Here is a 13,444-nt window from a genome sequence, read left to right on the forward strand (position 1 = left end):
GACCCCCACCCCATCGGCCGACTTGACGCGCCCTCCGTCCAGGGTGCATCCTCACTGTTATTCAACAGGCGATGAATAAGAGGGAGCTGGGGAAGATGACCGAGCACACGGGCTGCGTCATAGTCGGCGGCGGACCGGCAGGCATGGTGGCGGGTTTGCTGCTGGCCCGAGCAGGCGTACAGGTAACCGTGCTGGAAAAGCACGCAGACTTCCTCCGCGATTTCCGCGGCGACACCGTCCACCCGTCCACCCTGAGGCTCCTGGACGAGCTGGGCCTGGGCGAGAAATTCGAAGCGCTCCCGCACACCAAGGTGACCACCGTCGGACTCCCCACCCCCGACGGCGATGCGCTGACCCTCGCCGACATGTCCCTGCTGAACGTCCCCCGCCCGTACGTGGCGATGGTCCCCCAATGGGATTTCCTGGACCTGCTCGCCGAGACAGCGCAGAAGGAGCCGACCTTCACCCTGCGCCTCGAAACCGAAATGACCGGCCTGCTCCGCTCGGGCCGCCGAGTCACCGGCGTCCGCTACCGCACCGCAGACGGCACCGAAGGCGAACTGAAAGCCAACCTGGTCCTCGCCGCCGACGGCCGCTGGTCCCTGGCCCGCCGCTCAGCCGGCCTCACCCCGCGCGAGTACTACACCCCGTTCGACGCCTGGTGGTTCCGCCTCTCCCGGAAGCCCGAGGAACAGGAAGCCACGCTCATGCCGAGGATGCGCAACCACCGCTTCGCAGTGCCGTTGCCACGCAAGGGTTACTACCAGATCGCCTACCTCACGCCGAAGGGCAAGGACCTGAAAGACGCCGGCATCGAAAGCTTCCGCCGCGACGTCACCGAGGTCTGCCCGGAATTCGCCGACCGAGTGCACGAACTGAAGTCCATGGACGACGTCAAGTTCCTCAACGTCCGCCTCAACCGCCTGCACCGCTGGCACGTCGACGGCCTGCTGTGCATCGGAGACGCCGCCCACGCGATGTCGCCAGTCGGAGGCGTCGGAATCAACCTGGCAGTACAAGACGCCGTCGCCGCCGCGAGGCTGCTGGCCGAGCCGCTCCTCCACGGCAAACCGACCGAAAAGGACCTCACCGCAGTCCGCCGCCGTCGCCTCCTGCCGACCGTCGCCGTCCAGGGCCTGCAACGCCTTCTCCACCGCCGCGTAATGGGCCCCGTGATGACCGGCCACGCCGACGGCCCGCCCGCACAATTGATCGCCCTGCTCAGGCGCTTCCCGAAACTCGCTCGAGTTCCGGCGTACCTCATCGGCGTAGGCATCCGCCGGGAATCCGCCCCAGCCTTCGCCCGCCGCCCAGCAGAACCGGCCAGCCGCTAAGCCACCCCCGGATTCGCCGCCAACCGGCAACGCCGAGCACCTCTCACCCACGCGACGCACCCGCCCACCGGCATCACCCGCCGGTGGGCAAAGCCGACAACGGGAATGCGTTTCGCCACCCAACGGCAACAACGCCACCGACCCGCCGACTGACCATCAGCGCTCTCGCCACCCAGCGGCCACAACGGCACCAACTCGCCAACTGACGATCAGCTGCGCTCTCGCCACCTACCGGCAACAGCACCGACTCCCAGCCAGCTCAGCACCGATCGTGTTTCGCCGCTCCGAGGCAACAGCACCGACCGCTCGCCAAGCGAAGCGCCAGCGGTCATTCGCCGCTCAACGGCAACAGCGCTGACCACTAACCAGCCCGAGCACCAGTCACCTCTCGCCGCCTCGCGGCGACAGCGCCGACCACTCGCCAGCCACCATTCGCCACTCAACGGCAACAACACCCGCCGCTCCCGCCAGAGCAGCGATCACCTCTCGCCACTCAACGGCAACGGCTGCCACCAACCCAGGCACTAGCCACCCGCTCGCCACCGAGCGGCAACAGCCCAAGCCGCCGCAGCATCACCCCGGCAGCCAGAAAACCAGCCCCGACCAGGGATTCGCCACTAAACGGCAACGCCCGAACGCACTCCGCCGAGCCGCTGTCGCCACTAAACGGCAACACCCGAACCCGCCCAAGCACCGTCGCCACCAAACGGCGACACCCAGCTCAGAGGTCCTGAACCGGGTTCGTCAGAGTCCCGATGCCGTCGATCGTGATGGACACCGACTGCCCGTTGACGATCGGACCGACCCCCTCCGGCGTGCCGGTGAGGATCACGTCGCCGGGAAGGAGCGTCATCACCCGCGACACGAACTCGACCAGTTCGGGCACCTTATGCACGAGATCCGAGGTACGGCCGTCCTGCTTCAGCTCGCCGTCGACCTCGCTGCGGAGCGCCAGGTCGGACGGGTCGATCGACGTGTCGATCCACGGACCGAGCGGGCAGAACGTGTCGAACCCCTTCGCCCGGCCCCACTGGCCGTCGGACTTCTGCAGGTCGCGCGCGCTCACGTCGTTCGCGACCGTGTAGCCGAGGATCGCACTGGCGGCGCGGGCCGCGGGCACGTTCTTGACCGGCTGTCCGATGACGACCGCGAGTTCGCCCTCGAAGTCGACGCGTCCGACGTCCGACGGACGGCGGATCGGAGCATTCGGCCCGACCACCGTCGTGGACGGCTTGATGAACAGCATCGGCGCGGACGGCACCTCGTTGCCGAACTCCGCCGCGTGCTTCGCGTAGTTCCGGCCGACCGCGATCACCTTCGACGGCAGGATCGGCGCGAGCAGCCGAACGTCGGCGAGCGGCCAGCGCTTGCCGGTGAAGTTCGGCTGGCCGAACGGATGTTCCGCGATCTCGAGGACCTGGGCATCGTCGCCGTCCCCCTCGATCGAAGCGAACGCGACACCACTGGGATGAGCAATACGAGCTAGACGCACGGCACCAGTCTACGTACCCCCACCGACTGTCGCGCACCCCGAGCGTGCGCGACAGTCCCCCTCGCTCCATTCCGCACGAACGGCCCCTCGCCCCAGTTGACCGGCCGTGACACAACTGGCGCGAACGGACCCATCGCACCGGCCAGAAACGACCGCAAGTACAAGCCAGCCTCAGCACCAGCACGCACGGCCACCAACGACCCGATTGTGAGCCGCAATACCACCCGCACGAAGGCCAGACCCGAAAGCCTCAACGCCCCCCCCAGCAGGAAAGCCGGAATCACCCGCCCACAGCAGCCACCCCCAGCTCGGGCACCGACGGTTCCGACGCGACGGCCAGGCTCTTGTGCACCAACGCGTCGCACAACGCCAGCCAGCTCGCCTCGACGATGTTGCCGTGCACGCCGACCGTCGTCCATTCGTGTTCGCCGTCACTAGTTTCGAGAAGCACCCGCGTGACAGCGTCCGTCCCTGGGTTCGACGGCAGGATCCGTACCTTGTAATCAGCCAGCTCCATGCTGTCCAACCAGGACAGATATGGCGTCAACGCCTGGCGCAGCGCCGCGTCGAGGGCGTGCACCGGGCCGTTCCCTTCAGCAGTCGCGATGACTCGCTCGCCCGCGACGTGCACCTTCACCGTGGCCTCGGAGACGACTTCGCCGTCCTGGCGGTGGTCCAGCACCACCCGGTACGACTCGAGCTCGAACGGCGGCGGATCCGACTTTTCGCCGGAAACCTCCTCGACCTCGCGACGCAGCAACAGCCCCAGTGACGCGTCGGCCGCTTCGAACGACCAGCCTTCCGATTCGAGTTCCTTCACCTTCCGCACCGCGTTCGTGAGTGCGTCGGGCCGGCCGGCAAGGTCGACCCCGAGTTCACGTCCCTTGAGCTCGAGACTGGCCCTGCCGGCCATCTCCGTGACCAGTACTCGCATGCCATTGCCGACGGAAGACGGATCGATGTGGTTGTACAACAACGGATCCACCTTGATCGCACTCGCGTGCAGCCCCGCCTTGTGAGCGAAAGCGGACGACCCGACGTAAGCCTGGTGGGTGTCGGGTGCGAGGTTGGCGATTTCGGCCAAAGCATGGGAGACGCGAGTGAGCTCGGCGGCTCCTCCGGTCGGGAGGACGTCCATTCCGAGCTTGGTCACGAGGTTTCCCGCTACGGCGAACAGGTCGGCGTTGCCGGCCCGCTCCCCGTAGCCGTTCGCGGTGCACTGCACGTGCGTCGCACCGGCCTGTACCGCGGCGACAGAGTTCGCCACGGCACAGGAAGTATCATCCTGGCAATGGATTCCGAGTCGGAATCCGGTCTTTTCCTTGATCTCGCCTACGGTTTCGGCAAGTCCTAGTGGCAGCTGCCCGCCGTTGGTGTCGCACAGCACGAGAACGTCCGCGCCAGCGTGCGCCGCAGCGTCGAGCACCCGCAGCGAGGTTTCGGGAGAGAAGGCATAACCGTCGAAAAAGTGTTCTGCGTCAAGGAAAACGCGTCGTCCTTCGCCGACGAGGAACGCGACCGTGTCCCGCACCATCGCGCACGCCTCGTCGACGTCGACCCGCAGCGCTCGCTCAATGTGCCGAAGGTCCGATTTGGCCACCAACGTGACGACCGGGGCCTCCGAATCCAAAAGCGCACGGACCTGCGGATCCTTGTCAGCCGCGGTTCCGGCCTTGCGCGTGGATCCGAACGCGACGAGCGCAGCGTGCTTGAGCGGCAATTCTCCCTGTGCCGCGCGGGAAAAGAACTCCGTGTCCTTCGGCAACGCACCCGGCCAGCCGCCCTCGATGAACCCGACACCCAGTTCGTCCAACAGCCGCGCAACAGCCAGCTTGTCCGTGACGGAGTAGGTGATCCCTTCGCGCTGAGCACCGTCGCGCAAAGTGGTGTCGTAGAGGTGGAAGGCATCGCCGAGCGGCGTGCCGGCGGGTTCCGTGCGGGTCACGGTGTTCTCCTTGTGGCGGGGCAGAACCTGGTCCAGGCAACAAAAAAACCTCCCGCATGGGTGCGAGAGGTTGCGCGCCGGTAGCTCTTGTGGAGCGTCTATCCGGCGCGCAAGGCAATAATGACGGAGATGGCGGTCATGTGGGCCATCATGCCACAGCTTCGCCCGGCTTCCAAACGCCGGGCGAAGCATCCCACCTTCTGAGAGTCGTCAGCCGGGCAGTTTCGCCAGGTAGCGGCCGAATTCCTCGACCGCGGCCGCATTTCGCGGCCCCTCCACCAAAGCCGCGTACGGCAGCGCGAAGAAGCGTCCCTTCTTCACCGCCGGGATGTCGCGCAGACCAGGACGCGAGCGGAGGAAGTTCTCCTTCTCGGCCACACTGCCGACCTCGCCGCCGTAGTCGTTGATGAGGATGACGTCCGGCGCTCGCTGGATCACGGCTTCCCAGCTGACACTGGTCCAGCTGTCGTTGAGGTCGGCGAAGATGTTGGCACCACCCGATTTGGTGATGATTTCGTCCGGTCCCGCGTTCCGTCCGGAGGTGAATGGCTGGTCACGGCCGTCGTCGTAGAGGAACACCTTGGGTTTCGGCCGTCCGGCCGGGACCGCGTTCGTGACAGCGGCGACCCGTGCGCGGTACTCTTCGATCAAACGTTCTGCACGATCACTGATTCCGAAAATTTTCCCCAGATTGCGCATATCTGTGTACAGCGCGTCGAGCGGTCTCATGATGCCCCGTTGCTTGCCATTGCCGTTGCGGCAGGCCTCGGTGAGCAAGTAGCTGGAGATGCCCAGCTTCGCGAGGGAGTCCGGAGTGAACCCGGTTGCTTCCGAGAAGCCGTAGTTCCAGCCCGCGAACACGAGGTCCGCTCCCGCGCCCTGCACCACCTCACGGTTGATCTTCTCCGCGAGCTTGGGCACCTTGGCGAAATCTGCTTTCCATGGCGACGAGGCGACGCCGCCGGACTGTCCTTTGTCGACCACGTAACCGGCCATCCGGTCGCCCAGGCCGAGCGCGAACATCAACTCGGTGATGCCGATGTCATTCGTCACGACCCGAGAAGGAGGTTTGGACACGGTCAACGACGAACCGCAATTGGTCACCGTCACCGGAAACCCGGCCGGGGCCGCTCGACTGTCCCCTTCGGACACTTGAGCGCCGCATCCGGTGGCGACGAGGGCGACCGTCACGAGCAACGCGACTGTCCTACGCATGACTGTCCTCCTGGGACTCGAGCAGGTCGAACAACAACTGCGGACGGCCCGTAGCGGGATGCGGCACCACATGCCCGCGCACGCCGAACACCTCGGCGAGCAGAGCGGGCGTGAGCACCTCGGCCGGGGTTCCGCTCGCGACGAGACGGCCGTGGTCGAGCACGTGCACCACGTCGCACACGGCGGCGGCGAGGTTCAAGTCGTGAAGTGCGGCCAGCACCGTAGGTCCGCTGGTGCGTGCGAGCGCGAGGACTTCGAGCTGGTGCCGGATGTCGAGATGGTTAGTCGGCTCGTCGAGCACCAGGATCCGGGGCTGCTGCGCGAGTGCACGCGCGATCAGCACCCGTTGCCGTTCGCCGCCGGACAAGGTGAGCACGCCTCGCTCGGCCAGGTGCGACAGACCCACTTGATCCAGCGCGTCGGCGCACAACCGGTGGTCGGTCGCGCTCATGCGGTCGAGCAGGCCGTGATGCGGCATTCGACCCATCGCCACCACTTCGGCGACGGTGAAGTCGAACTCCGCGTGCGATTCCTGCGCGACCGCGGCGATCGCGCGCGCCCGCTTCCGCGGTGCCAGACCGTCCAGCGGTCGACCGTCGACCAAAACAGCTCCGGCCGACAGCTTGAGCACTTGGCAGACGGCGCGCAAGGTCGTCGACTTTCCGCTGCCGTTCGGGCCGAGCAGTCCGACGAACTGACCTTGCCGTGCTTCGAGGGTCACATCTTCGACCAGCGTGCGACCGGCTGCGGTCACGCTGACGCCGTTGAGCGAGAGGTCCATTCACGCACCTCCGAACACGTAGGCTCGACGGCGCATCAACAGCAGGAAGGCCGGTACCCCGACCGCCGCGGTCAGTACCCCGATCGGCAACTCCTCGGGTGCAGCGAGCACCCGCGCCGCGACGTCCACCCACACCAGGAAAACCGCGCCGGCCAGCGGTGCCACGGCAAGTACCCGACGATGATCCGCACCGACGACCAACCGCACCAGATGCGGAAGGATCAGCCCGACAAATCCGATCGCCCCGCTCACCGCCACCAGAACCCCCGTCATGGCGGCGCAAACGATGAACAGGAGGATCCGCAGTTTCCCGACGTCAACGCCAAGGGTCGTCGCCGCTTCGTCGCCCATGGCGAGCGCGTTGAGCCGTCCGGCCAGCGCCAGCAACAACAAAACCCCGCCGACCACCACGATCGCGGCGATCGGCAGCGTGCCCCAATTCGCGCCGGCGAGACTGCCGAGAAGCCAAAACAGCGCCGACCGCGCGGCCTCGCCGTTCGGCGCTTGGAAGACGATGACCGTGGTAATCGCGAAGAACCCATAAGACAACGTCGTTCCGGTGAGCACCAGACGCAGCGGTGTGAGTCCTTGCCGCGTACGGGCGACGAGATAAACGATCAAAGTCGCGGCGAGCGCGGCCACGAACGCCCCGACCGACAACGCGTAGATCCCGAGCGACGCGAAGACGCCGAACAACGTCACCGCAGTCGCGCCGACGGACGCGCCAGAAGAAATCCCCAGCACGTACGGCTCGGCGAGCGCGTTGCGCACCATCGCTTGAATCGCGACGCCCACCGTCGACAACCCAGCGCCGACAACCACCGCGAGCAGGACGCGAGGAAGCCGAAGGTCCCAGATGATCCGGTACTCCCCGACCGCGTCCGGGCTGATCGTCCCGCCGAACAGCCCCGCGCGGAGAAAGGCCCACGTGTGAGTGACCGGTACCGCCACCGTCCCGATCCCGACAGCGATGACAATCGACCCGAGCAGCGCCACCCCAAGCCCGAGCAGCACCGGCGTCAACGGTCGCCGCCGCTGAACGGCTACCGCCCCGACCTGGGATTCGCCGCTCAACGGCGACGCAGCCTGCTGGCCCTGCGATTCGCCAATCCGCGGCGACACAACCTGCTTGTGCTGGGGTTCGCCATTCGACGGCGACGGGACCCGCTCGCTCTCGAATTCGCCGCTCGATGGCGACGTGACCGGCTGGCTCTCGAGTTCGCCAATCTGCGGCGACACAACCCACTGGCTCTCGAGTTCGCCACTCGACAGCGACACAGCCCGTTCGCTCGGGGATTCGCCACTCAACGGCGACGCCACCCGCTCGCTCTCGGATTCGCCACTCAACGGCGACGTCACCCGCTGGCTCTGAGATTCGCCAGTCCACGGCGACACAACCGGTCGGCTCTGAGATTCGCCAGTCAACGGCGAACCCCGCCCCTCCCCGAAGGATTGGCCATCCAACGGCGAGACATCGCGAGCCCCGGAGCCACCCAACTCACGGCGAGCCGAGTTGTCGGCCGGCAACTCACCGATCGGCGGCTCACCGCACTGCCCCGAGTTGCCGCGAAGTGGCGAATCCGCCGTAGCAGCACCCCCCGGTCGGCTCAAGCCGCGCGTATCGCCATCGCCGCTGAACGGCGAAACACCAGAACCACCGTCGCCGGAAACCGGCGAATCCCCGGCCTCGTCGACCACGGGCTCGGGAGAAGCAGAACGTCCTTCAGAAAAAACCACCGGCGACGACCCAATCGAAACATTGGGCCCGCAAAAGACGGCAGCCGCCGGCGGCGGGAGTGTCGTCTCCCGCAGACCACGACGGGAGGGGACGAGGTTCGAGGAACCTCCGCCGGTATCGGGCTCGCCTTCGGCTCCCGGGAGAGGGAGCCGAAGGCCTACCGTTGCGGGTCAGCGCCGGAATTCGACCGGCTTCCGCGGCGGGGGTCCGAAAAAAATCAGGCGGTCAGCCGGCCTGACGCGCGTTGGACGAGACGAGCGCCGCGAGGCGGTCGCCGATCGCCTGGGTCGCGCCGGGGGACGACTGGTCGCGCGTGGCGAGATCGAACGCCACCGAGGCCTCGATCCGCCGTGCCGCTTCCTTCTGGCCGAGGTGGTCCAGCAGGAGCGACACCGAGAGCACCGCGGCGGTCGGGTCCGCGAGACCCTGGCCTGCGATGTCCGGAGCGCTGCCGTGCACCGGCTCGAACATGCTCGGGTTCCGGCGCGTGATGTCGAGGTTCCCGCTGGCCGCGAGGCCGATGCCGCCGGTCACCGCGGCCGCGAGGTCGGTGATGATGTCGCCGAAGAGGTTGTCGGTGACCATCACGTCGAACCGCGACGGGTCGGTGACCAGGTGGATCGTGGCGGCGTCCACGTGCGAGTACGCGACGGTGACGTCCGGGTGCTCCAGCGAAACCTCTTCGACGATCCGCGACCACAGCGAACCGGCGTGCTCCAGCACGTTGGTCTTGTGCACGAGCGTGAGGTGCTTGCGCGGCCGCTCTTCGGCGCGGTTGAACGCGTCCGCGACCACGCGTCGCACGCCGAAGGCCGTGTTGACGCTGACCTCGGTGGCGATCTCGTGCTCGGTGTCCTTGCGCAGCAGACCGCCGTTGCCCGCGTACGGGCCTTCGGTGCCTTCGCGCACCACGACCATGTCGACGTCCCCGGCGTCGGCCAGCGGGCCGCGCACTCCGGGGTACAGCCGCGCCGGGCGCAGGTTCACGTGGTGGTCCAGCTCGAACCGCAGCCGCAGCAGCAGGCCGCGCTCGAGGATTCCGCTGGGCACCGTCGGGTCGCCGACCGCGCCGAGCAGGATCGCGTCGTGCTGGCGCAGTTCGCCGAGCACCGACTCCGGGAGCAGCTCCCCGGTGGCGTGCCACCGCGAGGCGCCGAGGTCGTAGTTCGTGATCTCCGCCGCCGGTGCTACCTCACCGAGCACCTTGAGCGCCTCGGCGACCACCTCGGGCCCGATCCCGTCCCCTGGGATCACCGCGAGCCGCATCCACACACCTCCGTAGCCCAGGCCACCGGGCGCACCGATGGCCCATTCGCACAAAAACGCCAGCAGCGGAAGGTTACCGGCCGTAGACAAGGTGCCGTAGCCGCACCACCCTTATGCCGCATCCTCCCACAGGGTGAGACACCCGTTCGGGCGAACGGAAACGGGGGCTTGCCCAGGCCGGACAGCCTGGGCAAGCCCCCGCGTCCCGCTATGCGGCCGCCTGCGCGGCGCCCTTCAAGTTCCCCTCAAAGGGTGAACCAGGTCAGCCGCGCGGGAACTGCGATTCGATCCGCACGACCGAGGCGCGCTGCCCGGCCGCGTTGTGGTGCTCGATCGCCAGCAGGCCCTTCGCCTTGTCCCCGGCGACAGCGGCCTTGTTGCGGTTGACCACCAGAGCCGTGCCCGGCTTGGCGACGTAGCCCAGCGCCGCGTCGCCGCCGCCCTGCGCGGAGTACGCCGGTGCGAGCACATCGAACGACAGCGGAGTGCTGACCTGGTCGATCAACCCGTTCGAGGTACCCGGAGCGACGTAGTACCCGGCGGTGCCGACCGTGTAGCTGATCCGGTGCGACGCCTCCTTCGGGTCGATGCCGAGCGCGGCGATGCTGACCGGCAGCACCATCACGTTCGAGTCGAACACGTTGGTGTCGACGTCGCCGAGCTGCCCGTTGATCGCCTGCAGGTCCACCGACGGGTTGCCCGGCTTGGTCAGCGACACCGTGTTGACGAGCAGCACGTCCGACCCCGTCGCCTTCGTCACGAAGGTTTCGAAGTCCGGCTTGCCGTCGCCGGTGGTGTCGATGTCCACGAACGGCACCGTATTGCTGCCGAGGTTCGCGAAATCGCTCCAGGTGGTGATGCCGAACGCCAGCGTCGCGTTCTCCGGCTCCCCCTGCGCCTTGGCGAGCGGGGCCGTCGACGCCGCGCCGACGTAGCGCAGGTCGCCGCCCTTCGCGGTGCGGTTGAGGGTGCAGTCGGACGTGACGTGCGAGTCGCATTCCGGCAGCTGCGGCGATTCGGCCTGCAACTCGAGGACGCTGATCAGCGAGCGGTACCGCTGGGAGCCGCTGCCCTGGTCGATGCCCTTGCCACCGAGGTTCAGCACGGCCTGGTCGGCGTTCGCTCCGAAGCGCACGCCGGCCGGGGTGGTGATCGCCGAAACCGGCTTCGGCGACGAGTACACGGCCACCCGCAGCGGAACGGTCGCGCCGTTCTTCGGGGTGAACGCGACCCGGCCCGAGGCGTCGGCCACGAACTGCCGGGCGAGCCCGGCCTGCGAAGCCGCCATGGTCGGGTCGAGAACCTTGCGCAGCGCCTTCGGGTCGGTGATCTTCAGCGTCACCTTCACCGTCGCGACCCCGCGCGGGTTCAGCTTGACCGAGCTCTTGTCCACTGTGTACTCAACGCCGGGCAGGCTGTTGACCGCCTCGTAGCCCACCGAGTACTCGGCCGCCTTGACGCCCTTGTTGACCACCTTGATCGTCTTGCTCAAGGTGACCGGCCCAGCCGCCTCGACGGTGCCGAACGTGACGCTCACCGCGCCCGGGTTGTCCTGCACATACGCGAGAACCTGGTTGTCCAGCGCGGCTTTCGCGTCGATCCGGCCGGCCCCGACCCGCTGCGGGCCGTAGGTGTGCCCGGCCCCGTCGGTGATGTCGTGCACCGCGGTGCCCACGACGTCGGCCTTGACCTCTTCGACGCTCCAGTCCGGGTGCGCCTGGCGGACCAGCGCCGTGATGCCCGACGTGTGCGGCGCGGCCATCGAGGTGCCCGAGATGACCAGCCGCTCGTTGCCGCTGCCGCGGAACGCCGACGTGATCGTGTCGCCAGGCGCGGCAACGTCCGGCTTCACCGACGGACCGCGTCCGCCGCGCGAAGTGAACGAACTGGGAGTGTCCACGATGGACTGGTCATAGGTCTGCAGCGTGGTCCGGCCGGCTCCGTACAGCCGCACGGTCAGCGTGCCCGCGGTCAGACCCGCCCGCACGGCCTGGGTGGCCTTGCCGGTGAGCTGGAACATCGGAACGGCCGCGTTGCCCGCGATACCCGCGCCGAAATGCTCCACAGTGGACGAAAGCAGCACGCCCTTGGCACCCGCGGCCTGCGCGTTGTTGGCCCGCGCCGCGGAACCGCACGGACGGGTGGCGTCGTTGTCGTCCCACTCCAGCCACGCGATCTTGCCCGCGACCTTTGCCTTGTCCTCAGCCGAATAGGCGGCGCAACCGGCGTTGTTGCTCGCCGAGATCGGCACTACCGGCGCGGTGAGGTCGAGGGTGTCGTAGCCGGTGTACTCCTGGCTGTACTGGCCAGGCTGCTGACCGGCGGTCGGGGCCTTGACCTCGATCGCGTCCCGCAGTTCGCCCGCGTCGCGGCTGCTGGCCACGGTGAGCGCTTCCGGCGTGTTGCCCGGCGAACCGGCGATGTCGTTGATGTCGCCGCCGTTGCCCGCCGAGATCACCGGCAGCACGTTGTTCTGCGCGAGCTTGCGCACGAACAGCGAGTCCGGGTCGTCCGGCGCGCCGAAGTCGCTGCCCAGCGACAGGTTCACGACGTCGAGGTGGTCGGTGAAGTCGCCGTCGCCGTCCGGGTCGAGCGCCCAGTCCAGCGCCTGCGACGTGACGTTCGTGGAACCCTTGCAGCCGAACACCTTGATCGCGTACAGCAAAGCCTTCGGCGCGGTGCCCGGCCCGATCCGCATGGCGTCGAGCGTCTTCTTGTTCAGCTTCTTGTAGTCGCCGGTGAACGTGCTGCCGTCGGCGTTCACGCCGAAGCCGCCGATCGTGCCCGCGACGTGCGTGCCGTGCTCGCCGCACGCGATCGGGTTGGGGTCCGGCACCGGCGTCGGCGAACCGGTCTTGCCCGCCGAGTCGTAGTCGTCGCCGACGAGGTCGGTGCCGCCGACCACCTTGGCGCTCGGGAACAGCGGCGACGGCTTGGCGCGGTCGACCGCCTTGTACGCCTCGGGCGTGCCCGGTCCGCCGAAGTCGGCGTGGGTGTAGTCGATGCCGTCGTCGATCACGCCGACGCGGATGTTGTCGCCGAACTTGCCGGTTTTCTGCCAGCTGGCAAGCGTGTTGGTGAGCTGTTCGGCGCTGGCGTTGGTGCGGTTCTTCGGCACGACCGTGCGCACCGAGACGACGTCCGGCCGTTCCGCGAGCTGGCGGATCTTGGCCGCGTCCGCGGTGACGACGGCGCCGGGCACCGCGTTGGCCGTCTGGGTGACCAGCTTCATGCCCGCGTCCGCGGACCGCAACTGCCCGACGACGGAGCTGACCGCCGCGGCGACGTCGGCCTTGGCCGCCTTCGCTGCCTGCTTGGCCTTCTCCTTGCCCTTGCCCTGCTCCTCCTTGAACGCGTCCACCGCGGGCTTCTTGGCCAGCTCGACGAACGCAGTGATCTGCCCCTGGGCCGCGCTCAGCCGGGGCGAAAGCTTCCCCTGGACCTTGCTCGCGTCGACCTTCACCGGAGCGACCGGCTCGGCAAGCGGCGCGCCCTGCGCGGACGCCGCGGGCACGGCGACAGCCGCCGCCAGCACCACTGCGGAACCCACGACCACCGAGCGGGCAGCCCACCCGGGCAACCGGGTTCTGCTCATGAGTAACCCCTTCTCGAGGCCCGGATCACGAACCTGCCCGCGCTCCCCATTCGCACCCCCGACGGTGAGCACCGGCGC

At 67.9% G+C, this 13,444-nt stretch carries 8 protein-coding genes and 1 riboswitch; of the genes, 1 reads left to right on the forward strand and 7 read right to left on the reverse strand.

The window, feature by feature from the left end; all coding sequences use genetic code 11:
* Positions 1 to 95 precede the first annotated feature (95 nt).
* Positions 96 to 1,334 (forward strand): FAD-dependent oxidoreductase, encoded by a 1,239-nt coding sequence (locus PUT80_RS19325; RefSeq protein WP_275293019.1) that lies wholly within the window; start codon positions 96 to 98, stop codon positions 1,332 to 1,334.
* Between the two features lie 721 nt (positions 1,335 to 2,055).
* Here PUT80_RS19325 and PUT80_RS19330 read toward each other — a convergent pair.
* From PUT80_RS19330 to PUT80_RS19360, 7 genes are all read right to left on the reverse strand, one after another.
* On the reverse strand, positions 2,056 to 2,826 hold the full coding sequence (locus PUT80_RS19330) for a fumarylacetoacetate hydrolase family protein (protein ID WP_037811749.1): 771 nt from the start codon (positions 2,824 to 2,826) through the stop codon (positions 2,056 to 2,058).
* 280 nt (positions 2,827 to 3,106) lie between these two features.
* Positions 3,107 to 4,771 carry a citramalate synthase gene (cimA, locus tag PUT80_RS19335; protein ID WP_275293020.1) on the reverse strand — a complete coding sequence of 555 codons (1,665 nt, stop codon included), beginning with the start codon at positions 4,769 to 4,771 and terminating at the stop codon, positions 3,107 to 3,109.
* A 210-nt stretch (positions 4,772 to 4,981) separates the two neighbouring features.
* Positions 4,982 to 5,986 (reverse strand): ABC transporter substrate-binding protein, encoded by a 1,005-nt coding sequence (locus tag PUT80_RS19340; RefSeq protein WP_275293021.1) that lies wholly within the window; start codon positions 5,984 to 5,986, stop codon positions 4,982 to 4,984.
* Positions 5,979 to 6,767 (reverse strand): ABC transporter ATP-binding protein, encoded by a 789-nt coding sequence (locus PUT80_RS19345; protein ID WP_275293022.1) that lies wholly within the window; start codon positions 6,765 to 6,767, stop codon positions 5,979 to 5,981. Before PUT80_RS19345 ends, PUT80_RS19340 begins: the two co-directional genes overlap by 8 nt.
* Complete coding sequence (locus tag PUT80_RS19350) at positions 6,768 to 7,841, reverse strand: iron ABC transporter permease (protein ID WP_275293089.1); 1,074 nt, start codon at positions 7,839 to 7,841, stop codon at positions 6,768 to 6,770.
* A 755-nt stretch (positions 7,842 to 8,596) separates the two neighbouring features.
* Positions 8,597 to 8,725, reverse strand: a riboswitch (cobalamin riboswitch).
* 5 nt (positions 8,726 to 8,730) lie between these two features.
* Entirely contained in the window at positions 8,731 to 9,771 is a 1,041-nt protein-coding gene (locus PUT80_RS19355; protein WP_275293023.1) for a 3-isopropylmalate dehydrogenase, read from the reverse strand.
* Between the two features lie 262 nt (positions 9,772 to 10,033).
* On the reverse strand, positions 10,034 to 13,366 hold the full coding sequence (locus PUT80_RS19360) for a S8 family serine peptidase (protein ID WP_275293024.1): 3,333 nt from the start codon (positions 13,364 to 13,366) through the stop codon (positions 10,034 to 10,036).
* Positions 13,367 to 13,444: the final 78 nt, after the last annotated feature.

The organism is Amycolatopsis sp. La24 (genome assembly GCF_029087445.1).
GTDB lineage: Bacteria > Actinomycetota > Actinomycetes > Mycobacteriales > Pseudonocardiaceae > Amycolatopsis > Amycolatopsis nivea.